Annotated in this window: 25 protein-coding genes; 11 read left to right on the forward strand and 14 right to left on the reverse strand. The window is 56.5% G+C overall.

Annotation, left to right across the window (positions count from 1 at the left end):
• Positions 1–17 precede the first annotated feature (17 nt).
• The 9 genes from BLT55_RS15615 to BLT55_RS15645 all read left to right on the forward strand — a co-directional run bounded on the left by BLT55_RS15615 (position 18) and on the right by BLT55_RS15645 (position 7,977).
• The gene (locus tag BLT55_RS15615) at positions 18–410 is read left to right on the forward strand and encodes a protease inhibitor I42 family protein (protein WP_055001939.1); all 393 of its coding nucleotides are present in this window, start codon (positions 18–20) and stop codon (positions 408–410) included.
• A 100-nt stretch (positions 411–510) separates the two neighbouring features.
• A complete protein-coding gene (cmoA, locus tag BLT55_RS15620; protein WP_007248787.1) occupies positions 511–1,254 on the forward strand; it encodes a carboxy-S-adenosyl-L-methionine synthase CmoA in 744 nt (247 codons plus the stop codon).
• The gene (gene cmoB, locus BLT55_RS15625) at positions 1,251–2,210 is read left to right on the forward strand and encodes a tRNA 5-methoxyuridine(34)/uridine 5-oxyacetic acid(34) synthase CmoB (RefSeq protein ID WP_055001938.1); all 960 of its coding nucleotides are present in this window, start codon (positions 1,251–1,253) and stop codon (positions 2,208–2,210) included. Before cmoA ends, cmoB begins: the two co-directional genes overlap by 4 nt.
• Before the next feature lie 272 nt (positions 2,211–2,482).
• The gene (locus BLT55_RS34530; RefSeq protein ID WP_328585856.1) at positions 2,483–2,665 is read left to right on the forward strand and encodes a DEAD/DEAH box helicase family protein; all 183 of its coding nucleotides are present in this window, start codon (positions 2,483–2,485) and stop codon (positions 2,663–2,665) included.
• Positions 2,610–3,620 (forward strand): helicase-related protein, encoded by a 1,011-nt coding sequence (locus BLT55_RS33985; protein ID WP_223862797.1) that lies wholly within the window; start codon positions 2,610–2,612, stop codon positions 3,618–3,620. The genes BLT55_RS34530 and BLT55_RS33985 overlap by 56 nt, the downstream gene beginning before the upstream one ends.
• A 48-nt stretch (positions 3,621–3,668) precedes the next feature.
• Complete coding sequence (locus tag BLT55_RS33990; protein ID WP_223862796.1) at positions 3,669–4,439, forward strand: ComF family protein; 771 nt, start codon at positions 3,669–3,671, stop codon at positions 4,437–4,439.
• The gene (locus BLT55_RS15635; protein ID WP_083379496.1) at positions 4,436–5,536 is read left to right on the forward strand and encodes a DNA-processing protein DprA; all 1,101 of its coding nucleotides are present in this window, start codon (positions 4,436–4,438) and stop codon (positions 5,534–5,536) included. Before BLT55_RS33990 ends, BLT55_RS15635 begins: the two co-directional genes overlap by 4 nt.
• A 253-nt stretch (positions 5,537–5,789) precedes the next feature.
• Positions 5,790–6,893 carry an IS5-like element ISPsy19 family transposase gene (locus tag BLT55_RS15640; RefSeq protein ID WP_074800621.1) on the forward strand — a complete coding sequence of 368 codons (1,104 nt, stop codon included), beginning with the start codon at positions 5,790–5,792 and terminating at the stop codon, positions 6,891–6,893.
• Positions 6,894–6,999: 106 nt separating this feature from the next.
• Entirely contained in the window at positions 7,000–7,977 is a 978-nt protein-coding gene (locus tag BLT55_RS15645) for an IS5 family transposase (protein ID WP_007247761.1), read from the forward strand.
• A 165-nt stretch (positions 7,978–8,142) separates the two neighbouring features.
• On the opposite strand, the gene BLT55_RS15650 is transcribed toward BLT55_RS15645, so the two are convergent.
• A complete protein-coding gene (locus BLT55_RS15650) occupies positions 8,143–9,246 on the reverse strand; it encodes an IS5-like element ISPsy19 family transposase (protein WP_004663854.1) in 1,104 nt (367 codons plus the stop codon).
• A gap of 88 nt (positions 9,247–9,334) precedes the next feature.
• Between BLT55_RS15650 and BLT55_RS32220 the strand changes: the two genes are divergently transcribed.
• Positions 9,335–9,565 carry a FaeA/PapI family transcriptional regulator gene (locus BLT55_RS32220; RefSeq protein ID WP_082438163.1) on the forward strand — a complete coding sequence of 77 codons (231 nt, stop codon included), beginning with the start codon at positions 9,335–9,337 and terminating at the stop codon, positions 9,563–9,565.
• 55 nt (positions 9,566–9,620) lie between these two features.
• Here the strand turns inward: BLT55_RS32220 and pdxJ are convergent, their stop codons facing one another.
• The 11 genes from pdxJ to rpoE all read right to left on the reverse strand — a co-directional run bounded on the left by pdxJ (position 9,621) and on the right by rpoE (position 19,969).
• Complete coding sequence (gene pdxJ, locus BLT55_RS15660; protein ID WP_055000557.1) at positions 9,621–10,367, reverse strand: pyridoxine 5'-phosphate synthase; 747 nt, start codon at positions 10,365–10,367, stop codon at positions 9,621–9,623.
• A 70-nt stretch (positions 10,368–10,437) separates the two neighbouring features.
• A complete protein-coding gene (recO, locus tag BLT55_RS15665; protein WP_055000558.1) occupies positions 10,438–11,121 on the reverse strand; it encodes a DNA repair protein RecO in 684 nt (227 codons plus the stop codon).
• A gap of 60 nt (positions 11,122–11,181) precedes the next feature.
• A complete protein-coding gene (era, locus tag BLT55_RS15670; protein WP_007248791.1) occupies positions 11,182–12,084 on the reverse strand; it encodes a GTPase Era in 903 nt (300 codons plus the stop codon).
• The gene (rnc, locus tag BLT55_RS15675) at positions 12,077–12,766 is read right to left on the reverse strand and encodes a ribonuclease III (protein ID WP_007248792.1); all 690 of its coding nucleotides are present in this window, start codon (positions 12,764–12,766) and stop codon (positions 12,077–12,079) included. The genes era and rnc overlap by 8 nt, the downstream gene beginning before the upstream one ends.
• Entirely contained in the window at positions 12,763–13,140 is a 378-nt protein-coding gene (locus tag BLT55_RS15680; RefSeq protein WP_055000559.1) for a DUF4845 domain-containing protein, read from the reverse strand. The genes rnc and BLT55_RS15680 overlap by 4 nt, the downstream gene beginning before the upstream one ends.
• A 110-nt stretch (positions 13,141–13,250) precedes the next feature.
• Positions 13,251–14,105 (reverse strand): signal peptidase I, encoded by an 855-nt coding sequence (gene lepB, locus BLT55_RS15685; protein ID WP_007248794.1) that lies wholly within the window; start codon positions 14,103–14,105, stop codon positions 13,251–13,253.
• Between the two features lie 9 nt (positions 14,106–14,114).
• Positions 14,115–15,911 (reverse strand): translation elongation factor 4, encoded by a 1,797-nt coding sequence (gene lepA / locus BLT55_RS15690; RefSeq protein WP_042912503.1) that lies wholly within the window; start codon positions 15,909–15,911, stop codon positions 14,115–14,117.
• A 171-nt stretch (positions 15,912–16,082) separates the two neighbouring features.
• The gene (locus BLT55_RS15695; RefSeq protein WP_223862781.1) at positions 16,083–17,501 is read right to left on the reverse strand and encodes a DegQ family serine endoprotease; all 1,419 of its coding nucleotides are present in this window, start codon (positions 17,499–17,501) and stop codon (positions 16,083–16,085) included.
• 295 nt (positions 17,502–17,796) lie between these two features.
• Complete coding sequence (locus BLT55_RS15700) at positions 17,797–18,756, reverse strand: MucB/RseB C-terminal domain-containing protein (RefSeq protein WP_055000560.1); 960 nt, start codon at positions 18,754–18,756, stop codon at positions 17,797–17,799.
• 8 nt (positions 18,757–18,764) lie between these two features.
• Positions 18,765–19,355 carry an anti sigma-E factor RseA C-terminal domain-containing protein gene (locus tag BLT55_RS15705; RefSeq protein ID WP_055000561.1) on the reverse strand — a complete coding sequence of 197 codons (591 nt, stop codon included), beginning with the start codon at positions 19,353–19,355 and terminating at the stop codon, positions 18,765–18,767.
• Positions 19,356–19,387: 32 nt separating this feature from the next.
• Positions 19,388–19,969, reverse strand: a complete 582-nt coding sequence (gene rpoE / locus BLT55_RS15710; protein ID WP_055000562.1) for an RNA polymerase sigma factor RpoE/AlgU — start codon at positions 19,967–19,969, stop codon at positions 19,388–19,390.
• Positions 19,970–20,466: 497 nt separating this feature from the next.
• Between rpoE and nadB the strand changes: the two genes are divergently transcribed.
• Complete coding sequence (gene nadB / locus BLT55_RS15715) at positions 20,467–22,083, forward strand: L-aspartate oxidase (RefSeq protein WP_055000563.1); 1,617 nt, start codon at positions 20,467–20,469, stop codon at positions 22,081–22,083.
• Here nadB and BLT55_RS15720 read toward each other — a convergent pair.
• Positions 22,052–22,519 (reverse strand): protein YgfX, encoded by a 468-nt coding sequence (locus tag BLT55_RS15720; RefSeq protein WP_055000564.1) that lies wholly within the window; start codon positions 22,517–22,519, stop codon positions 22,052–22,054. The two genes, nadB and BLT55_RS15720, sit on opposite strands and share 32 nt — an antisense overlap.
• Complete coding sequence (locus BLT55_RS15725; RefSeq protein WP_004881759.1) at positions 22,503–22,757, reverse strand: FAD assembly factor SdhE; 255 nt, start codon at positions 22,755–22,757, stop codon at positions 22,503–22,505. The genes BLT55_RS15720 and BLT55_RS15725 overlap by 17 nt, the downstream gene beginning before the upstream one ends.
• Positions 22,758–22,773 lie beyond the last annotated feature (16 nt).

Genomic DNA, 22,773 nt, shown 5'->3' on the forward strand with positions numbered 1-22,773 from the left:
CACTACCGGAACTTGCCATGATCCCTGCCCGTTTTGTTGCACCGTTGAGCCTCGCGCTGCTGACGGCGTGCGCTCAGACACCGAGAAACATCGTCTCCATCGACACGCAGAGCGATTGCCCGCTGACGCTCAAACCCGGACAGACGCTGATCCTCACGCTGCCCAGCAACCCGACGACGGGCTTTCGCTGGTTGATCCAGAACCCGGCGCCGACTGTCCTGCGCAGCCTGGGGCCTGAGGTGTATGCCAATGCCGAAAGCAAGGAAATGGTCGGCAGTGGCGGACAGTCGGTGTGGCGCTACAAGGCAACGGACGTCGGCACCGGGAAGCTGCTCATGACCTATCAACAGCCGTGGGCGCCGGAAGTGCCGCCGGAGCAGACGTTCGAGTGCGCGATCAGTGTGAACTGAGGCTTTCGGTGCGGCTGGTCCGAGCGCACGCGCTGCACCATGCATCCCGGCGACAAGTTGGCTAGAATGCCCGCCTTTCAAAGCCTTCGCCGGAACCGCCGTGAGCAAAGAACCCGACCGCATTTTCGCCCAGCCTCTGGCTCAGGTGCCTGACTTCGCCTTCAATGAAGACGTGGTTCGGGTATTCCCGGACATGATCAAGCGCTCGGTGCCCGGCTACCCGACGATTGTCGAAAACCTCGGCGTGCTCGCCGCGCAGTTCGCGCAGCCCGACACCGTGCTGTATGACCTTGGCAGTTCGCTGGGTGCTGTCACGCAAGCCTTGCGCCGTCACGTACGCGGCGAAGGCTGTGAAGTCATCGCGATAGACAATTCCAGCGCGATGGTCGAGCGCTGCCGTGAGTACCTTAACGCGCAGAACTCCATGTTTCAGGAGCTGCTGCCAGTGCAGGTCATCGAGGGCGATATCCTCGCGCTGGAGTTCAAGCCTGCCTCGGTGGTGGCGCTGAATTTCACCCTGCAATTCATTGCGCCCGACCAGCGTCTGGCGCTGCTCGGCCGCATTCGTGATGCACTGGTACCGGGCGGCGCGCTGATCCTCTCCGAGAAACTGCGCTTTAACGATGAGCAGGAACACGCGCTGTTGACCGATCTGCACATCGCCTTCAAGCGCGCCAACGGCTACAGCGATCTGGAAATTTCCCAGAAACGCAGCGCCATCGAAAATGTCATGAAACCCGACAGCCTTGAAGAACACCGTCAGCGCCTGCTGGCAGCAGGCTTCTCCAAGGTCGTGCCCTGGTTCCAATGCCTTAACTTTGCCTCGTTGATTGCCCTGCCATGATTGATCTCGCTCCCCTCGTCCGTCGTCTGGCGGGCACCCCTCTTGCTGAATGGGCCAACGGCCTGCAAGCCCAGCTCAACACCAAGATGACCAAAGGTCACGGCGACCTGCAACGCTGGCAAAGTGCGCTGGATGCGTTGCCGGACCTGCAACCCGAGAGGGTCGATCTGACGGACAGCTTTACCCTGGAAACCGAGTGTGACGGCGAAACCCGTACTGTGCTGCGCAAGGCGTTGCTCGGCTTGTCGCCATGGCGCAAGGGGCCGTTCAACGTGTTCGGCGTGCACATCGATACCGAATGGCGCTCGGACTGGAAGTGGTCGCGAGTGTCGCCACACCTCGATCTGAAGGGCAAACGCGTCCTCGACGTAGGCTGCGGCAATGGTTACTACCAGTGGCGCATGCTCGGTGCCGGGGCCGACAGTGTGATTGGTGTCGACCCGAACTGGTTGTTCTTTTGCCAGTTCCAGGCCATGCAGCGCTACCTGCCAGACCTGCCCGCCTGGCACCTGCCCTTCGCGCTGGAAGATCTGCCCGCCAGTCTGGAAGGCTTCGACACGGTGTTTTCCATGGGCGTGCTCTATCACCGCAAGTCGCCCATCGACCATTTGCTGGCTTTGAAAGACTGCCTGGTCAAAGGCGGGGAACTGGTGATGGAAACGCTCGTGGTGCCAGGCGATGTGCATCAGGTGCTGGTGCCTGAAGACCGCTATGCGCAAATGCGCAACGTATGGTTCCTGCCGTCGGTGCCCGCGCTGGACCTGTGGATGCGCCGCGCAGGCTTTACCGACGTGCGGTGTGTGGACGTCAGCCATACCACGGTCGAAGAACAGCGCAGCACCGAGTGGATGCGCTTTCAGTCGTTGAGTGACTACCTGGACCCCAATGATCACAGCAAGACCGTCGAAGGCCTGCCTGCGCCCATGCGTGCAGTGATCGTGGGGCGCAAGCCTTGAACAGAAACTGCATCTGTAGTAATGATAGATAGCATATAGATATCATGGCTTAAAATATTTTGACTCGATTGTGGGGCTGAAGTGCAAGCCAGAGATGGCTAGCCTGATGCAGGCTATAAAAGAAAATTTAATTCGAAGCAAGGAGAGCTTACTTGAATTACAACCGCTCGCGCGCCCTGGAATTACTCCGTACTGGCTCGAACAAGCCAACCGCACAATTCCGTAACGGTCAAGAAGAGGCTATCCAGGGTACAGTGGATGGTCATCGTAGAATGCTTGTGGTGCAGAAGACGGGATGGGGTAAAAGTTTTGTATACTTTATCGCCACTAAGCTACTGCGCGAACAGGGAGAGGGACCCGCCATATTAATCTCGCCCTTGCTGTCGCTCATGAGGAATCATGACCTCGGCGGCAACGCGTATGGGTGTAAAAGCTGTCCACATAAATTCAGATAACGAGGATGAATGGACATCAATTGAGCAACAGATTGAAGAAGACGAAGTGGATGTTTTAATCATCTCTCCTGAGCGACTTGCCAACAGTCGGTTCCGCGAAAAATCGCTGGCACAGCTGGCTTCAAACATTTCTCTTCTGGTGGTAGACGAAGCACATTGCATTTCCGACTGGGGACATGATTTCAGACCGCACTACAGGCTGCTGGAAAGAACCATAAAAAAGCTGCCTCAGAACATGAGAGTTCTGGCAACGACGGCCACCGCAAACAATCGGGTTATCCATGATCTTATTCACGTACTGGGCCCTGACATTGAAGTATCACGAGGCGATCTAAATCGTGCTTCGCTGACGCTCCAGACGTTATATGTACAGCATCAAGCGCAACGCATGGCCTGGATCGCCGATCACCTGAATTGTTTGAAAGGCAGCGGAATAATATATGCACTCACGGTCCGCGACGCGGACGAACTTACCCGCTGGCTTAAGCACAAAGGTTTTGACGTTGAGGCGTATACAGGACGTACAGAAGACCGGGCAGCCATTGAAAAGAAACTTGACGACAATACGCTAAAGGCAGTAGTAGCTACGACAGCGCTGGGCATGGGCTACGACAAACCTGACCTTGCATTCGTCATCCACTACCAGATGCCCGGATCCGTCGTAGCTTACTATCAACAAGTGGGGCGAGCTGGTCGGGCCCTGCCCGACGCTTACGGCATACTGCTTTTCGGAGATGAAGAAAAAAGTGTCAATAATTACTTTATTGACACTGCATTTCCTCCTCCTGAACTGGTGGAAGATATAATTGCCGTTTTGACAGAACACCCAGAGGGCTTGACGCTTCCCTCCCTGATGAAATGTTTGAATTTCGGCAAAACCCGTATTGAACAGGCACTCAAACTGATGGCATTGGAGCTTCCCACGCCGGTCGTGCATGAGAACTCCAGATGGTAACTCACCTCTTCAGAACTGAATCCAGACTTCTGGGGACGCGCCGAGCGAATGACATCTCTACGCCAGCAAGAACTTCAACAAATGAAGGACTATTGTGAGCTTCCATTTGGGCAGCACATGAAGTTTTTGATAGAAGCACTGGACGGCGATCCCCGCTTTGTATCGCCTCCTGGCCTCAAACCCTTTGCTGCCACCGTCAGTGAGCAAGCTGAACAAGAAGCACACAACTTCTTAGGCCGATCAAATCTACCCATTGAGCCGAGAAAAATGTGGCCTCCCGGCGGAATGCCTTACTACCAGACAAGCGGTAAAATCTCGCCAGCCCATCAAGCGCAAAAGGGACGGGCACTCTGCATATGGGGAGACGCTGGATGGGGTGCCCGGGTCAAACAGGGTCGATACGTGAGCAAGTCTTTCGATAATGAGCTATTGGAAGCCTGTGTAAAAATGTATAACACGTGGAATCCTCAACCTGCCCCGACATGGGTAACAGCAATCCCGTCTCTTCGTCATCCTGATTTGGTTCCCGAATTCGCCCGCCGTGTTGCCTGCAAATTAGGCTTGCCTTTTCATGCAGTACTGAAAAAAACAGAGCATCGGCAAGAACAAAAAACCATGGCTAATTCAGCTCAACAAGCCTTGAACGTCGACGGTTCAATGGAACTCGTATCTGAAAAAATACCTGCTGGCCCTGTATTGCTGATAGATGATATCGTCAACTCACGTTGGACATTCACCCTGGCCGCCTGGCTTCTGCGAAAAAACGGAGGTGGCGAGGTATGGCCATTAGCACTTGCCTTTAGCGGACACCAAGAATGACGCCGGACCTGTCTCCGAATACTCAAGCTATATTACTGCTGACTGCGCCCTTGATTATTGGAAATGCGCCTTCCAAGGATTTGCTCACGCCTGCAGAATATAAACGTTTGGCTATGCACCTGAGGCACATGCAGCGGCAACCGGCGGATCTAATGGCGGCGAATGGATCCACATTAATCTCTGATTGTCAGGCAATCGTTGATGAGACAAGGCTTAGAAAGCTACTTAACAGAGATTTTCTATTAAGCCAGGTGATTGAACATTGGCAAGCACGTGGCATTTGGGTAATTAGCCGGGCGGACAGTATGTACCCGCGCCGACTGAAAGCCAGATTAAAAGAAAATGCTCCAGCCATTTTATATGGTTGCGGCAATATAGAACTTTTCGAATCGGGCGGACTGGCTGTTGTAGGCCCTCGCGATGTGACACAAGACTTGGTCGACTACTCAACCACTGCCGGTCAACTCGCGGCACGTGCGTCGATCCCTATCATTTCTGGAGGGGCCAAAGGCGTTGATCGCGCAGCCATGAATGGATCGCTGCACGAGAATGGGTATGTATGTGAGGTTATGGCCGAGCGACTGGACCGAGGAGCGCTTGATCGAAATAATCGGCCTTGCCTAATGAGCGGACAGCTCGTCCTTGTTTCCGCCTATGACCCAGGCTCCGTCTTCAGCGTCGGGCATGCGATGCAAAGAAACAAACTCATCTATGCTCTTTCAGACGCCTCGCTCGTGGTCAATGCGGAAGTTAATAAGGGCGGCACATGGTCGGGTGCGGTAGAGCAACTGGACAAACTTAAACTGGTTAACGTTTACGTGCGCTCGACAGGCACTTCCTCTGAAGCCTTGAACTTACTGGCAGAAAAAGGTGCGCTGCCATGGCCGAACCCAAAAACAAGATCAGATTTCAAGGACATGTTTGAATACCCGGTAATGAGTGCTTTGGAAAAGCAGGGTCTGCCGCCTTCTATTAAAAATAACATGGACGCAAACAGTTCTAATGATCTGCTGTCACAGACGGGAATAAATGAAGTGTCGCCCGTTGAGTATCGTCAGTCGGCAGCCAGCGCAACTGCCCCCTTAGGGAGACGCTGATTTATTCTAAAGCACAGCTGTTGCCCCCTGATAAATCAAGGCCTCCAGAGCGTTGCAGGGACGAAAAATCGAATAAATCAGCGGCTCCTTAGGTATCCTCTGAAAAAGCCCATTTTTTTGGAGAGGAACCGGGCTGGAGCGCCTGTATTTACTGGCTTCGACTTTTGAAGAAAAGGCTTTTTCAGACCTTCCTTAGAGGGTGTAGACAAAATAAATTAAACTTTCACTCCCTTGTCTGAATAGCCCTCAAGCCATGCCTAAAACCGGACGTCCTCGCTCGATTGCCGCCGAGCACTATCCCGTGCTGGTGAAACTCGCTCATGCACAGCCCTATTCCAGCCAAGCCGAATTGGCGCTCGTATTCTTCGCCGAAACCGGTATCACTGCGCATCCCGGCACCTTTGCAAAAGCGTTGAAAATGGCAGGGATTACGCGTGTAAAGCAGCGGGCCAAGGGAAGTTTTCAGTCACCTGAACCTAATAAAGCCTATGGCTACAATGAAACCCACCGCCGCCAACTGCCGGAGCAGCTATATCCGAGTTGCTTGACAGATACCGAGTGGGCACTGGTCGCCGACCTGTTTGAAAGCCAGGGCGGACGAGGAGTGCCACCGCTTCACTCTCGGCGCACGTTGCTGGAAGCCTGTTGCTATGTCGTACGCACGGGGTGCTCATGGCGAATGCTACCCCGCGATTTTCCTCATTGGGACAATGTCTACAAAACGTTCCGCCGGTGGAGCGCTCAAGGCAAGTTCGAGCAAATGCATGATCGCTTGCGAGCTCAATGGCGTGAGCGGGAAGAACGCGCTGACAGCCCGTCAGCAGCGATCCTGGATTCACAGTCGACCCGCAGTTCTCCTCAAGGCGGTGACAGCGGCTACGACGCAGGCAAAAAAGTGAAGGGGCGTAAACGAAGTCTGATTGTCGATACATTGGGCCTGCTGCTGGCTGTCAGTATCAGTGCTGCAAGCGTGCAGGATCGTGACGCGGCGGATGATGCGGTGGCGTACTCGAAGGAAAAATATCCGTCACTGAGCACGCTTTTTGTTGATAGTGCGTACGCAGGAAAATGGGCACAGCGCACCCATCAACTGCACGCTATCGATGTTCAAGTGATCCGTGGCCCGAATAACAGAAGAACAGGGCAATGGCACTCTGAACAAGGCGATCTATTTTCCGTGGAGCCTGTTCAGACTGGATTTGTGGTCATGCCCAAGCGATGGGTAGTGGAGCGAACTCATGCCTGGAATGAGAGAGCTCGGCGACTGATCATGCATCATGATCGCCTTTTTGCGGTAAGCGAGGCATGGGTTTGGTTGGCCGAGGCTCGAATACTCGCGCGCCGACTCACTACATGATTTTGTCTACACCCTCCTAGGGAGGCGCTGCAAAAATAGCCAACTGTCCCCACCCTTGGCACACTAAGTTCCTTCAACAGCCTCCCTCTCCGTGAGCGTTACGCGCGTGCAGAAGACCTTCTCCGAACTCGAATATACCGGCAAGAAAAAGCAGACTCGCCGAGATCGCTTCCTGGCTGACCTTGAACAGTTGGTGCCCTGGGCCCTGCTGGAGGCGCAAGTGGCGCCGTTTTATAGCAACACCGCAGGCAAGCGCGGACGCCCTGCGATAGGGGTGTCGCGCATGTTGCGCATGTACGTCGTGCAGCAGTGTTTCGGTTTCTCCGATGAAGGTTGCGAAGATGCCGTCTACGACAGCCAGGCCATCCGCGGTTTTATGGGTATCGACCTGGGTCGCGAGTCTGCACCGGATGCCACCACCTTGCTGCGTTTTCGCCGCTTGCTGGAAGTCCATCAGCTAACCCGGCTGCTGTTTGAAACGATTAACCAGCATCTGGCCAGCCGGGGGCTGCTGCTCAAGGAAGGCACTATCGTCGACGCTACTCTGATCGCCGCGCCGCCCTCGGTCAAGAACCGAGAAGGCAAGCGTGATCCTGAGATGCATCAGGCCAGGAAAGGCAATCAATGGCACTTTGGGATGAAGGCCCACATTGGTGTAGACGCCACGTCGGGGCTGGTGCACAGCGTAGTAGGGACGGCCGCTAACGTGGCGGATGTCACCCAGGTTGGCCAGTTGCTTCACGGTGACGAAACCTATGTTTCGGGTGACGCTGGATACACCGGTGCGGCCAAGCGACCGGAGCATGCTGAACGGGACGTTATCTGGTCGATTGCAGAACGGCCAAGCAGTTACAAGCAGCACGGCGAAGGCAGCGTGCTGTATCGGGTCAAGCGCAAAATTGAATATGCCAAGGCGCAACTGCGTGCCAAGGTCGAGCACCCCTTCCAGGTAATCAAGGTGCGCTTCAATCATCGCAAGGTTCGCTACCGTGGGCTGGAAAAGAATACAGCGCAGTTGTTCAGTTTGTTTGGGTTGGCCAATCTGATGCTGGCCAAGCGGTATTTACAACAGACGGCAGGATAAATCCGTCTGAAAGGCGGGACTGGCCCGCCTTTCAGCAAAATGAGGGCAGAAATCTGCTCGAGAAACGTAAAATAAGGCCGGCAGGTTGAAAAAAACCGGCTTGGAAATGGGGACGGTGCGAACGGGTTAATTGTTCAGCGTCTCCCTAGGAGGGTGTAGACAAAATCATGTAGTGAGTCGGCGCGCGAGTATTCGAGCCTCGGCCAACCAAACCCATGCCTCGCTTACCGCAAAAAGGCGATCATGATGCATGATCAGTCGCCGAGCTCTCTCATTCCAGGCATGAGTTCGCTCCACTACCCATCGCTTGGGCATGACCACAAATCCAGTCTGAACAGGCTCCACGGAAAATAGATCGCCTTGTTCAGAGTGCCATTGCCCTGTTCTTCTGTTATTCGGGCCACGGATCACTTGAACATCGATAGCGTGCAGTTGATGGGTGCGCTGTGCCCATTTTCCTGCGTACGCACTATCAACAAAAAGCGTGCTCAGTGACGGATATTTTTCCTTCGAGTACGCCACCGCATCATCCGCCGCGTCACGATCCTGCACGCTTGCAGCACTGATACTGACAGCCAGCAGCAGGCCCAATGTATCGACAATCAGACTTCGTTTACGCCCCTTCACTTTTTTGCCTGCGTCGTAGCCGCTGTCACCGCCTTGAGGAGAACTGCGGGTCGACTGTGAATCCAGGATCGCTGCTGACGGGCTGTCAGCGCGTTCTTCCCGCTCACGCCATTGAGCTCGCAAGCGATCATGCATTTGCTCGAACTTGCCTTGAGCGCTCCACCGGCGGAACGTTTTGTAGACATTGTCCCAATGAGGAAAATCGCGGGGTAGCATTCGCCATGAGCACCCCGTGCGTACGACATAGCAACAGGCTTCCAGCAACGTGCGCCGAGAGTGAAGCGGTGGCACTCCTCGTCCGCCCTGGCTTTCAAACAGGTCGGCGACCAGTGCCCACTCGGTATCTGTCAAGCAACTCGGATATAGCTGCTCCGGCAGTTGGCGGCGGTGGGTTTCATTGTAGCCATAGGCTTTATTAGGTTCAGGTGACTGAAAACTTCCCTTGGCCCGCTGCTTTACACGCGTAATCCCTGCCATTTTCAACGCTTTTGCAAAGGTGTCGGGATGCGCAGTGATACCGGTTTCGGCGAAGAATACGAGCGCCAATTCGGCCTGGCTGGAATAGGGCTGTGCATGAGCGAGTTTCACCAGCACGGGATAGTGCTCGGCGGCAATCGAGCGAGGACGTCCGGTTTTAGGCATGGCTTGAGGGCTATTCAGACAAGGGAGTGAAAGTTTAATTTATTTTGTCTACACCCTCTTAGCTAAAAAAAGAAAGCCCAGAAAGAAAGTGTCAAAAAAATCGTCGCTGAGTCCCGCAGAAACCCTGTTAAAAACCGTTCATGATATTTTGAAAGACCGGTTGAAACACCCGATGAAAGAAGAGGAAATAGCCACCCTTCTAGGGACCTCAATTGTGCAAACCAGAGCCTGGCTAAAGCGTCTGATGGAAGAAGGTCGCATCGAAAAACAAACCAGACCTGCGCGCTACTTTCTTGCTCCAGAACGTTTATTCGAATAATGAATGCCAGCATAAAGTAACCCGGTGGCACGCCAGGTTACTCAGGAACAAAGATTTAACGTGAATTCGCAGCCGCCACGATCAGCGCTTTCATTTCTGACACTGCCGCCTTGAAGCCAACGAACAACGCATGGGCCACCAGCGCGTGGCCGATGTTCAGTTCGTTGATGCCCTTGATGGCCGCAATCGCTTCGACGTTGTGATAGTGCAGGCCGTGACCGGCGTTGACGATCAGGCCCTGAGCGAGACCGAACGCGACCCCATCGGCCACGCGTTGCAGTTCTTCGGCGACTTCGGCCGGTGTCTGAGCATCGGCATAGCGGCCGGTGTGCAGTTCGATGGCGGGCGCACCCACACGTTTTGATGCCGCGATCTGACGCTCGTCGGCGTCGATGAACAGCGAGACCTCACAACCGATCTTTGCCAGCCGCTCGACTGCGGCTTTGATGCGTGCTTCCTGCCCGGCTACGTCCAGACCGCCTTCGGTGGTCAGCTCCTGACGCGTTTCCGGCACCAGGCAGATATGCGCCGGGCGGATACGTTCGGCAAAGGCGAGCATTTCTTCGGTTACACCCATCTCGAAGTTCATGCGCGTCTGCAGCACATCCTTGAGCAATAGCACATCACGTTCCTGAATGTGTCGACGGTCTTCACGCAGGTGCACGGTGATGCCATCGGCACCCGCCTCTTCGGCGTCCAGCGCAGCTTTCACCGGGTCCGGGTAACGCGTGCCGCGAGCCTGACGCAAGGTGGCCACATGATCGATGTTCACGCCAAGAAGGATACGAGTGCTTTGGGTCACGGTTGTCTCCAGAAAAAGGTACGAACTGATGTTTATCGACTTGATGCTGGCTGTGGAGCATAAAGCCTGATTACGGCTTGCGAAACAGTTCACGACTGACTAAAGGGCGACCGCCCAGATGCACCGCCAGCGCCTGACGCATCAGACGCTTGGCAGCAGACAACGCGCCCGGCGTGCTCCAGTCGGCCTCCGCCATGGCCAGCAGCTCGACGCCTTGAAACAAGCCTGGCTGTAACAGATGGACACGCTCGAGCCCTGCGTCCACTTGCAGACGGTACATGCCGTCTGCTGCCAATGGTTCGCCATTGATGTCCGTGTCCATGGCAAAACCGTAGCCGAGATCGTCTAGCAATCGCCATTCGAAAGAGCGCAGCAACGGTTCCAGCGGACGCCCCGCGGCCAGCGCCAGCAAGGTGGCGGCATAGTGATCGAATACCGCAGGGTGCGGATCTTCGGCGGGCAACAGGCGAATCAGCAGTTCGTTGAGGTACATGCCGCTGAACAGCGCTTCACCGGTCATCCAGGTGGCCACACCTGCGCTTTCCATGCGACCGACGTTCTTCAGTTCGCCACGCCCGCGAAACTCGACTTCCAGCGGCACGAAAGGACGCGCCAGCGAACCGGCCTTGCCTTTGGCGCTGCGCAACACGGCTCGAAAAAGCCCTTGCGGCGTGAGGAAGTCGACCAGCGCGCTGTTTTCGCGATAGGCACGGCTATGCAGCACATAAGCAGGTTGGCCGGTGGGCGTGCTCATCAGGCGGGCTCGAAAGAAAAGGGTTCGCCCGACCGCAAAGAAGTCGGGCGAAAGGACAGCTTAGAGGTCGCCGTAACCCAGCGAGCGCAGCGCACGCTCATCATCGGACCAGCCACCCTTGACCTTGACCCACAGGTTGAGCATGACTTTGGAGTCGAACAGCAGCTCCATGTCGCGACGGGCATCACTGCCGATGCGCTTGATGCGATCGCCCTTGTCGCCAATGATGATCTTCTTCTGACCATCACGTTCGACGAGGATCAGCGCGTGGATATGCAGCGTGCGGCCCTGCTGCTTGAACTCTTCGATTTCGACGGTGATCTGGTACGGAAGCTCGGCACCCAACTGGCGCATGATCTTCTCGCGGACCAGTTCGGCAGCCAGGAAACGACTGCTGCGGTCGGTGATCTGGTCTTCCGGGAAGAAGTGCTCGTTCTCCGGCAGATGGGACGCGATCAGGCTTTCCAGCGCTTCAAGGTTGTGCCCGTGCTGCGCGGAAATCGGCACGATAGAGGCATTTGGCAACTGGCCTTGCAGCCACTCCAGATGCGGCATCAGATCGCTTTTGTCTTCGATGCGGTCGGTTTTGTTGATCGCCAGAATGACCGGACCCTGCACGTACTGCACGCGTTCCAGAACCATCTGGTCTTCGTCGGTCCAGCGAGTACGGTCGACCACGAAGATCACCACGTCGACGTCTTTCAAGGCCGCCGACGCGGTCTTGTTCATGTAGCGGTTGAGCGCTTTTTCGCCATTCTTGTGCATGCCGGGGGTATCGACATAGACCGCCTGCACGGCGCCCTCGGTCTTGATGCCCAGCATGTTATGACGCGTGGTCTGCGGCTTGCGCGAGGTGATCGCCAGCTTCTGACCCAGAATATGGTTGAGCAGCGTGGACTTGCCTACGTTAGGGCGGCCGACGATGGCAACATAGCCACAGCGAGTTGCGGTTGTATCAGTCATGACCGTTCTCCACGCCCAGGGCAATGAGTGCGGCTGCTGCGGCTACCTGTTCGGCAATCCGGCGGCTGACACCCTGTCCTCGGCTCTTTTCATTCAAAAGGTTGATCTCGCATTCGACGAAAAACGTCCGGCAATGCGGTTCGCCCTGAATATCCACCACTTCGTAACGCGGCAGATCGCAGGCGCGCGACTGAAGGAATTCCTGCAGTCGGGTTTTCGGGTCCTTGTTGGTGTCCACCAGCGTCAGGCTGTCGAACTCGGTGGTCAGCCAGGCCAGCACACGTTCGCGGGCCGCTTCCATGCCGGCATCGAGATAGATCGCACCGATCAGCGCTTCCAGTGCGTCAGCCAGAATGGACTCACGACGGAAACCGCCGCTTTTCAGCTCGCCGGAGCCCAGACGCAGGTATTCGCCCAGATCGAAACCACGCGCCAGCAGCGCCAGGGTTTCGCCTTTCACCAACCGCGCACGCAAGCGTGACAACTGACCTTCGCGGGCCTGCGGAAAGCGTTCGAACAGCGCCTCGCCGGCGACGAAGTTGAGTATGGCATCGCCGAGGAATTCCAGACGCTCATTGTTGCGACCCGCAAAGCTGCGGTGGGTCAGCGCCAGGACCATCAGCTCCTGATCCTTGAAGGTGTAGCCGAGCTGACGCTCCAGGCGGCTCAGGGATACGCTCACGGTTTACCCACGCTGAATTGCTTGTCGAACTTCAACACCAGATCGATGTTCTGGAACCACGGCTCACGCTGCTCATAATTCAAATGGGCTTTGAACGCGTTGTTCTCCACCGTCACTTTCAACGCCTTGTTCAAATCTATATCCCGAATGCTGTTGACCTGCATGTTCTTACCGACATAACCGTAAAATTCGTCGACCGTGGTGATGTCCAGGGTCTTGTTGGTGTCGACTGTTTCGATGATGTTCGTCATCGTCCTGTAGTCGAGGTAATGGGGGACGAGCTTGAAGGCCGTGGTGGTCGCAAAGGCAACCAACATCAGAACCAGCAGCCATCCCACCAGCGAAAAACCTTTTTGAGAAGTAGAAAACTTCATGCTCGACCTCAAACGTGCGCAGCCTGCCCGATCGGGCCGGCTCATCGTTCAGAGGCGCTTCCCGTCAGCCGAAATGACAAACGGCGCTGCCCCAGGCAGCGCCGCATCGATTACTTGATCAACCCTACGCGTGCGAAGTTGGGGAAGTGGCTGAGCTTCGGCTCTGGCCAGCTCATCCACACCGCAAAGGCTTTGCCGACGATGTTCTTGTCTGGAACCATGCCCAGCTCGTCCTTCGGAATGTTAGGGTCATCCCAGTAACGGCTGTCATTGGAGTTGTCGCGATTGTCACCCATCATGAAGTAGTGAGCGGCAGGTACTGTCCATTCACTGTCAGGCGGAGCACGGTAACGGGTCATTTCCTGACGGATCTGATGCTCGACTGCACCCAGTTGCTCTTCATACAACTCCGCGCTGCCCAGCGTACCCGGCTCAGTGCCGATCAGCTTCTTGGCAACCAGCTCGCCATTGATGAACAGGCGCTTGTCGCTGGTATAACGGATGCGATCACCGGGCAGCCCGACGACACGCTTGATGTAATTGACGCTCGGATCGCTCGGGTAGCGGAACACCATCACATCGCCACGCTGCGGGTCACCGATCTCGATCACTTTCTGGTCCAGGACCGGCAGGCGGATGCCATACGCGAACTTGTTGACCAGAATGAAATCGCCTACATCCAGCGTCGGCTTCATGGAGCCCGAAGGAATCTGGAACGGCTCGACCAGAAACGAACGAAGCACCAGCACGATGAACAGCACCGGAAAGAACGATTTGCCGTATTCAACCAGCAAAGGCTCCTTGTTCAATCGCTCGACGACAGCAATGTCAGGTTCACCGACGCTGCCCTGATAATTCGAAATGGCCGCCCGGCGACGAGGCGCCAGGACAATCAGGTCGATCAGTGCAAGCACGCCACAGACGAACACAGCGATGACCAACAACAGCGGGAAATTTAGTGACATAGGACCTGACTATTCCAACCTGAGCACTGCAAGGAAGGCTTCCTGTGGAATTTCCACGTTGCCGACCTGCTTCATGCGTTTCTTACCGGCCTTTTGCTTCTCCAGCAATTTACGCTTGCGGCTGACGTCACCGCCGTAGCATTTGGCCAATACGTTCTTTCTAAGCGCCTTGACGGTTGTCCGCGCCACAATCTGACCGCCGATGGCCGCCTGAATTGCCACGTCGAACATCTGCCGAGGAATCAGCTCTTTCATCTTCTCGGTCAACGCACGCCCTTTGTAGTGGGCGTTGTCGCGGTGAACGATCAGTGCCAGGGCATCGACCTTCTCGGCGTTGATCAACACGTCGAGCTTGACCAGGTTGGCTGACTGGTAACGATCGAAATGATAGTCCAGCGAAGCATAACCGCGGCTGACAGACTTGAGACGGTCGAAGAAGTCGAGGACCACTTCATTCATCGGCAAATCGTAGCTCACCTGTACCTGGGTGCCGAGGAACAGCATGTCGTGCTGAACGCCACGCTTTTCGATGCACAGGGTAATGACGTTGCCCAGGTGCTCCTGCGGCACAAGAATATTTGCCCGAACAATGGGTTCGCGCATGTCTTCGATGGCCGACAGGTCAGGCAGCTTGGATGGGTTGTCGACGTAGATGGTCTCGCCGGTCTTCAACAGCAATTCAAAGATTACGGTTGGCGCGGTGGTGATCAGGTCGAGGTTGTACTCACGCTCCAGGCGCTCCTGGATGATCTCCATGTGCAGCATGCCGAGGAAACCACAACGGAAACCGAAGCCCAGTGCGTCGGAGCTTTCCGGCAAATACTGCAGCGAGGAGTCGTTCAGCGTCAGCTTTTGCAGGGCTTCGCGGAAGTCTTCGAAGTCGTCCGAACTGACCGGAAACAGACCGGCATAGACTTGCGGCTGAATGCGCTTGAAACCCGGCAGCACGTCTACGTCAGGGGTGGTGCTCAGGGTCAGGGTGTCACCCACCGGCGCACCGTGAATGTCCTTGATGCCGGCAATGATGAAGCCCACTTCACCGGCTTTCAGATCAACGGTGGCTATGTGCTTGGGATTGAACACACCCACGCTGTCGACCAGGTGCATCTTGCCGGTGGACTTGACGAGGATCTTGTCGCCCTTGCGCACGCGGCCATGGCGTACACGCACCAGCGACACAACGCCCAGGTAATTGTCGAACCATGAGTCGATGATCAGCGCCTGCAACGGCGCTTCGATGTCGCCGGTCGGTGGCGGGATGGTCGCTACCAGACGCTCGAGGACTTCGTCGACACCCATGCCGCTCTTGGCGCTGCACGCGACGGCGTCAGTGGCATCGATGCCGATGATCTTCTCGATCTCTTCCTTGACGCGGTCCGGATCGGCCTGCGGCAAATCCATCTTGTTCAGAACCGGCATGACCTCCAGGCCCTGCTCGATGGCGGTGTAGCAGTTGGCAACCGACTGGGCCTCAACGCCCTGACCGGCATCGACCACCAGCAACGCACCTTCGCACGCAGCCAGGGAACGGCTGACTTCATAGGTGAAGTCGACGTGCCCCGGGGTGTCAATGAAGTTCAGTTGGTAGGTGATACCGTCTTTGGCCTTGTAATACAGGGTAACGCTATGGGCCTTGATGGTGATCCCGCGCTCGCGCTCGAGGTCCATGGAGTCGAGCACCTGCGCTTCCATTTCGCGCTCGGACAGGCCGCCGCACATTTGAATGAAGCGATCGGCCAGCGTCGACTTGCCATGGTCAATGTGGGCGATGATGGAGAAATTGCGGATATGACTCAAATCACTCACGGATCAACACTCAAAAAGGTTGCAGGCAGATTGCCCGCCGAAAAATAGCCGGGAATTGTACCTGAACTAAGCAAGAGGCGTCACGCTTACAGGCATCCGGATCGGTGCCGGGCAAACAGTCAGCCACAAAAAAGGGTGGCCGCAGCCACCCTTCCCGGCCAAATCAGCCCGTTACTCGGACAGCTTGAAGGTAATGAAGGTCGCACGGCCCTGGCGCAAAACACGCATCGAGACGGAACGATCCTTGGGCAGGCTTTTCGCAACTTCGGTGAACTGCTTGCCGGAGATGATCGCCTGATTGTTCAGGTGAGTGATCACATCACCCGGTTGCAGGCCGATCAGCGCTGCCGGACCACCGGAGACTTCTTTGATGGCCACGCCACCTTTGATGTCCAGAGTCTTTTTCTGCTCGGCGGTCAGCTCGATCACCGATACGCCCAGACGATTGCTGCTGCGCTCGGCACCGGAACCTGAAATGTCGCCCATCTCCTGACCTTCATCCGGCAATGCGCCGACAGTCACGGTCAGTTTCTGACGCTTGCCGTCACGAATTACTTCGAGTTCGGCTTTGCTGCCGTCCTTGAGGTTACCGATCAAGTGCGGCAGGTCAGCCGACATAATGATTGGCTGGCCGTTGGCGCTGAGAATCACGTCACCGACCTGCAAACCACCCTTGGCCGCCGGGCCATCTTCCAGAACCTGGGCAACCAGCGCACCGGCAGGTTTGTCCAGCCCGAACGATTCGGCCAGGTCCTTGTTCACTTCCTGAATGACCACACCCAGCCAGCCGCGGCTGACTTTGCCATTGGCCTTGAGCTGGTTGGCAACGTCCATAGCGACGTCAATCGGGATTGCGAACGACAGGCCCATGAAGCCGCCGGAACGGGTGAAGATCTGCGAGTTGATCCCAACCACCTCGCCCGCCATGTTGAACAACGGGCCGCCCGAGTTACCCGGGTTGATCGCCACGTCGGTCTGGATGAACGGCACGTAAGTGTCATTCGGCAGACTGCGGCCCTTGGCACTGACGATGCCTTTAGTCACCGAATGATCAAAGCCGAAAGGCGAACCGATGGCCAACACCCACTCACCCACTTTGAGCGTGTTGGAATTGCCCAGCTTGGCGGTTGGCAGGTCTTTGCCCTCGATTTTCAGCACGGCCACGTCAGTGCGCGGATCAGTACCGACCAGCTTGGCTTTCAATTCACTGCGATCGGACAGGCGCACGAGAATCTCGTCGGCGCCATCGATCACATGGTTGTTGGTCAGAACGTAACCGTCCGACGAAATAATGAACCCCGAACCCAGCGACTGCGCTTCGCGCTGGCGATCACCTTTGCCTGGCGCCCGCGAACCCGGCGGCATACTGCGCTCGAGAAACTCGCGGAGCATGGGCGGCAAGCCTTCCATATCCGGCATCTGTTGGTTGGCGACAGCGCGATCCGGCAATTTCTGACGGGTACTGATGTTCACCACTGCGGGCGAGGCCTGCTCGACCAGCCCGGTAAAGTCGGGCAGGTTCTCGGCCTGAGCCGCAGCGACCTGTCCGAGCATCAGCACGGCGGCGATCAATGAAAAATAAGACTTCATACGTGGTATCGACATACGGCTCCCGTTCGTAACGAGCAAAATTAAGCAGTACAGAGCAGCTGACTCAAAGACCCTGAGCCACGATGCTCACTCCAGAGTCAGATATAGGGCCCACAAACGACAAAGGCCAGAGCTGCGAGGCTGTGACCTATAGAAAAAATAGAGGATTTTTGCAACGTGAAAACCTCACCAAACATTTCAGTATCTCGCCCAAGGCCAGGTTGACTGCGGTCAGGCGGCTCATCGAGCCCAAGATGAAAATTTTTACATCCCGGGCATTCGTCGCTTCAGATGTTTATTGCTTTACCGGAGTTTCATCATTGCGCATGGATAACGCAATACGCTCGGCCGTACCCATGGGCACTTCTCCGACGACCGTCACCATCATGTCACCCTGAGGCGTAGTGAGACGACGCGAAACCGCCGCGGTCGGCCCCAATTGAGTGCGGATATCTGACGAAGACGCCCCTTTCACGGATTCGATAAACACCGAAAAACGCGCCAGACCATCGCCGTACATCAAACGGGTGACAGAGGACTGCGTGGCGGGGTCCTTGCGGACGCCACTGCTGCTGAGCTCAAAACCGGGAGGCAACCAGTCCGAGCGCCATGCCACCGGGCTGATAGCAACTTCAGGCTTGGTTTTCACGACAGGCACCGGCTTGCACTCATCACTTGCCTTGAGCGTTTGCTCGGACAATAGGCTGGATGTATCAAGATCGGTAAACTGGAAACGCTCGAGCAATTGACCCCGCTCACTTAATAACAGTGATTTGAGCAACAGTCCGGCTTCATTATCCAGATGAAGTTCGAGGCCGTAACGATGCTGATCCTTGGGCGCCAGCGCGACAATGGTCGTTGGGCGGCCAGCCACTCTGGATTTGCCGACAATTTTCATGTCGTACCAGGCAGAAAGTCTTTTGACATCGAATGCACGGGCGGTGGAAACAGCCGGATTGGCTACACCCGCTTCAAGCGTACCGCTGACGCACTGGGTAAGTCCGCCAACGCGCAACACTTCCTGAGCAGACCCATCAAGTTGCAATAAACGCTCTTGGACCTTTCCATCCGCGATGCGGTGCCAGATTCGGTGGGTAGAAAAACTACCATTACGCTCGTAAACAAATGCGCCTTGATAACTCTGCGACTGATCGACTTTGGCAAGACGATTGATAGCGTCCTGCGCGTCGTCAGCCTGTACCGGGAGGGCAAGCCATCCACTAAGCAGTAACGGCAGTAGAGGGACGGCTCGCATGATCCTCCTTAACGGTTTTCCAGGCTGGCAGCACGGGCATACGGCAACGCGCTTTCAGTGCCTTTCAACGCTGCTTCCTGAGCGTGTTGACGCAGGTAACCAGGCAGACGCTGATCGCCTTCACCTGCACCCTGCAACACACCGTTAGCCATCGGGCCTGGTGCCTGCTCGGCGCTTTCAGTGTAGCCGGCAAGTACAGCCGGGCCTTTTACTTGCGGCACGGTCAGGCTGGCAGGCTGTTGGGTCTGCTGTGCTAGCTGCGCGCCGGCTATTTCATCCTGGTTGTACAGGCGGACACCGGCCAGAACGGCTACGGTAACCGACGCTGCAACGGCCAGACGACCGAGCGTACGCCAAGGACCACGCGCTGCCTTGAGCGGGCTGACTTCATCGGCAATGGCGGCAGATACAGCAGCCGAAATATCCAGATGAGGCATCAGTAACTCTTTGTGCATCGCTGCACGGGCAACTTGATAACGCGCCCATGTGGCGCGAGTATCGGCATCGTCAATGGCATTCAATACCCGACGTAATTCCAGTTCGTCCGCTTCGTTATCCAGTACCGCGGACAGCGATTCCTGCAGGGCTTCACGACTCATGGCGGGTCCTCTCTTGGGCTATCGCCGCTGTCTCAGGATTCCTGCAACAACGGCTGCAGGGCTTTATCGATGGCTTCCCGAGCGCGAAAGATGCGAGAGCGCACGGTACCAACAGGACACTGCATGACGCTCGCAATGTCTTCATAACTCAGACCATCGAATTCACGTAAAGTTAGTGCCGTACGTAAATCTTCCGGGAGAAGCTGGATGGTCCGATGGACGGTGCCCTCGATCTCATCCCTCAACAATGCACGTTCCGGCGACTCGATGTCCTTGAGGTCGTGATCGCCGTCGTAGAACTCCGCGTCTTCAGACCTTACATCGCTATCAGGTGGCCGACGACCTCTCGACACCAGATAGTTCTTCGCCGTATTAATGGCGATGCGGTACAGCCAAGTATAAAAAGCACTGTCGCCGCGAAAATTTCCGAGTGCACGATAAGCTTTTATAAACGCTTCCTGTGCAACATCCTGAGCCTCATGGGTGTCGTGCACGAATCGCACGATCAACCCTAGAATTTTGTGCTGATATTTCAGCACCAACAGATCAAACGCTCGCGTATCACCGCGCTGTACGCGCTCGACAAGCTGCTGATCCTCTTCCTGGGTTAGCATGAACACTCCTCGTTAAGCTTGAAGGAGCGTTGCAACTGACAGTGTTCAGGCTTGCAAACATAGACTCGGGCTTTTCGCAAAAGTTCTCCCCCTTCCAGCAAGTTTCCTGCAGACCATCTTGACGCCTGCACGAAAAACGCAGCTCGACAGGGTCGGCTGCGCGAATAGTCTTGTCGTCGAATTCGCAGTTGATGATCACTTATCTAACACTGCAAAAAACGACGCTGTTCCTGTGTAGGCAACCTGCTATTGAGCCTGGAACCCGGTAAAAAGTTCCATTGACACAATGTCAGGCGTGGACCCCAGACTGCATATATCGCCAGGAAATCACTGAATTGAAGCATTTCCAGTGAAGAACCCGGTAAAACAAATAGGCATGACATCAGGGACTGGAGCACAATCCCTGCCCGCCGTGGTCTCACATTGCCATGTAGGCGCGGCTATTGTGCCGTTACCCCCATACTTATACTAGTGGCCGCCAAGGACAGAATGCGCAGATGAGTCAACATTTTCAGCACGACGTACTGGTAATCGGCAGCGGCGCTGCCGGACTGAGTCTGGCCCTGACGCTTCCCGGGCATCTGCGGATTGCCGTGCTGAGCAAGGGCGATCTGGCCAACGGTTCGACATTCTGGGCGCAAGGCGGCGTGGCGGCGGTCCTCGATGACAGCGACACCGTGCAGTCTCATGTCGAAGACACACTGAACGCCGGCGGCGGCCTTTGCCATGAAGACGCCGTGCGCTTTACCGTGGAGCACAGCCGCGAGGCCATTCAGTGGTTGATCGATCAGGGCGTGCCGTTTACCCGTGGCGACCACGGGGACACGGACGAAAGCGGCTTTGAGTTTCACCTGACCCGCGAAGGCGGTCACAGCCATCGACGCATCATTCACGCCGCCGACGCCACCGGCGCGGCGATATTCCGAACCTTGCTCGAGCAAGCCAGCAAGCGACCGAACATCGAGCTGCTGGAGCAGCGCGCCGCCATCGACCTGATCACCGAGCGCCGTCTCGGGCTTGACGGCCAGCGCTGCCTGGGCGCGTATGTGCTCAATCTCAGCAGCGGCGAAGTCGACACCTACGGTGCGCGCTTCACGATTCTGGCCTCGGGCGGCGCTGCAAAAGTCTATCTGTACACCAGCAACCCGGACGGCGCGTGCGGTGACGGCATCGCAATGGCTTGGCGCTCGGGCTGCCGGGTGGCGAATCTGGAGTTCAACCAGTTCCACCCCACCTGCCTCTATCACCCGCAGGCCAAGAGCTTTCTGATCACCGAAGCGCTGCGCGGCGAAGGTGCCTATCTCAAGCTACCCAACGGCGAGCGTTTCATGCCGCGATTCGACGAACGGGCAGAATTGGCCCCGCGCGATATCGTAGCGCGGGCGATCGACCACGAGATGAAGCGCTTGGGCATCGACTGCGTTTTTCTGGACATCAGCCACAAACCCGAAGCATTCATCAAGACACACTTCCCCACCGTCTATGAACGCTGCCTCGAGTTCTCCATCGACATTACCCGCCAGCCCATTCCAGTGGTGCCCGCCGCGCACTACACCTGCGGCGGCGTGATGGTCGACAGTCACGGCCATACCGATGTGCCCGGCCTGTATGCCATCGGAGAAACCAGCTTCACAGGCCTACACGGCGCAAACCGCATGGCCAGCAATTCGCTGCTGGAGTGCTTTGTCTACGCGCGCTCGGCAGCCGCAGACATCGAGCAGCAACTGGATGAAGTGTCCATGCCCACAGACCTGCCAGCCTGGGATGCCAGTCAGGTCACCGATTCGGATGAAGACGTAATCATCGCCCACAACTGGGACGAGTTGCGGCGCTTCATGTGGGACTACGTAGGCATCGTGCGCACCAACAAGCGCTTGCAGCGCGCCCGGCATCGGGTGCGTCTGTTGCTGGACGAAATCGACGAGTTTTACAGCAACTACAAGGTCAGCCGCGACCTGATCGAGCTGCGCAACCTGGCGCAGGTCGCCGAACTGATGATTGAGTCAGCCATGCAGCGCAAGGAAAGCCGTGGCCTGCATTACACGCTGGATTATCCCGACATGCTGCCCGAGGCGCTCGACACTATTCTGCTGCCACCCAATTACGCCGGCTGAATTTCAGACGCACGCGCAGGCGTCGATGCATGTCCGGCGTCAGCGCATCGCGAGGTATACAGCAACTGCTGGTGAACCCCGAGGGCCTGCCGTCGCCGTCGATCAGGCGAAAACGCATCATCACGACCCACGGCAAGGCGAGGCTATCAGGCCTGAGGCAGACAGGTTGCCAGCCGCCCCGCTCACTCCAGAGCTGCCACCCCTGGCGATCACGTTTCAGCGCGCGGTACGCCGCAGGATGATTAAGCAGGATCGACCGGGGCAGCACCCAGACGGCGTGCGCCAGGCAAGAGGCGGATCCGACCAGTGTCGCCCATGGGCTGATATCCAGCTGGCACAACGCAATCAACGCCAGCAGCTGAGCGACCAGATAAGCGGCCAGCAGCAGACGCGACGCCTGCCAGTGGCACTCGAAACGGTCACTTGGGCTGGACACGGTCCAGAATCATGCGAACCATGCGTTGCAGCTCAGGGTCTTCGGATTCGGCACGCTGCATGAACCAGCCGAACATGTCCTGATCCTCACAGGTCAGCAGACGACGATACAGATCGCGGTCCACGTCATTCAAATGCGGGTAGACCTCACGGACAAACGGCACCAACAGCACGTCCAGTTCAAGCATGCCGCGGCGGCTGTGCCAGTAAAGGCGGTTGAGTTCAACGTCTTCGACCATGGAGCGCTCCTCAAAG

The organism is Pseudomonas cannabina (genome assembly GCF_900100365.1).
Lineage (GTDB): Bacteria > Pseudomonadota > Gammaproteobacteria > Pseudomonadales > Pseudomonadaceae > Aquipseudomonas > Aquipseudomonas cannabina.

Excerpts from the sequence above, each read along its gene's own strand:
- BLT55_RS15615 (WP_055001939.1), top strand. The coding sequence starts at position 18 with ATGATCCCTGCCCGTTTTGTTGCACCGTTGAGCCTCGCGCTGCTGACG.
- BLT55_RS15635 (WP_083379496.1), top strand. The coding sequence starts at position 4,436 with ATGACGCCGGACCTGTCTCCGAATACTCAAGCTATATTACTGCTGACT.
- BLT55_RS15680 (WP_055000559.1), bottom strand. The coding sequence starts at position 13,140 with ATGAAGTTTTCTACTTCTCAAAAAGGTTTTTCGCTGGTGGGATGGCTG.
- BLT55_RS33990 (WP_223862796.1), top strand. The coding sequence starts at position 3,669 with ATGACATCTCTACGCCAGCAAGAACTTCAACAAATGAAGGACTATTGT.
- BLT55_RS15650 (WP_004663854.1), bottom strand. The coding sequence starts at position 9,246 with ATGCCTAAAACCGGACGTCCTCGCTCGATTGCCGCCGAGCACTATCCC.
- BLT55_RS15705 (WP_055000561.1), bottom strand. The coding sequence starts at position 19,355 with ATGAGTCGTGAAGCCCTGCAGGAATCGCTGTCCGCGGTACTGGATAAC.
- BLT55_RS15640 (WP_074800621.1), top strand. The coding sequence starts at position 5,790 with ATGCCTAAAACCGGACGTCCTCGCTCGATTGCCGCCGAGCACTATCCC.
- BLT55_RS33985 (WP_223862797.1), top strand. The coding sequence starts at position 2,610 with ATGACCTCGGCGGCAACGCGTATGGGTGTAAAAGCTGTCCACATAAAT.
- BLT55_RS15695 (WP_223862781.1), bottom strand. The coding sequence starts at position 17,501 with ATGAAGTCTTATTTTTCATTGATCGCCGCCGTGCTGATGCTCGGACAG.
- era (WP_007248791.1), bottom strand. The coding sequence starts at position 12,084 with ATGACTGATACAACCGCAACTCGCTGTGGCTATGTTGCCATCGTCGGC.
- BLT55_RS34530 (WP_328585856.1), top strand. The coding sequence starts at position 2,483 with ATGCTTGTGGTGCAGAAGACGGGATGGGGTAAAAGTTTTGTATACTTT.
- rpoE (WP_055000562.1), bottom strand. The coding sequence starts at position 19,969 with ATGCTAACCCAGGAAGAGGATCAGCAGCTTGTCGAGCGCGTACAGCGC.
- BLT55_RS15700 (WP_055000560.1), bottom strand. The coding sequence starts at position 18,756 with ATGCGAGCCGTCCCTCTACTGCCGTTACTGCTTAGTGGATGGCTTGCC.
- BLT55_RS15725 (WP_004881759.1), bottom strand. The coding sequence starts at position 22,757 with ATGGTCGAAGACGTTGAACTCAACCGCCTTTACTGGCACAGCCGCCGC.
- recO (WP_055000558.1), bottom strand. The coding sequence starts at position 11,121 with ATGAGCACGCCCACCGGCCAACCTGCTTATGTGCTGCATAGCCGTGCC.
- nadB (WP_055000563.1), top strand. The coding sequence starts at position 20,467 with ATGAGTCAACATTTTCAGCACGACGTACTGGTAATCGGCAGCGGCGCT.
- cmoB (WP_055001938.1), top strand. The coding sequence starts at position 1,251 with ATGATTGATCTCGCTCCCCTCGTCCGTCGTCTGGCGGGCACCCCTCTT.
- lepB (WP_007248794.1), bottom strand. The coding sequence starts at position 14,105 with ATGTCACTAAATTTCCCGCTGTTGTTGGTCATCGCTGTGTTCGTCTGT.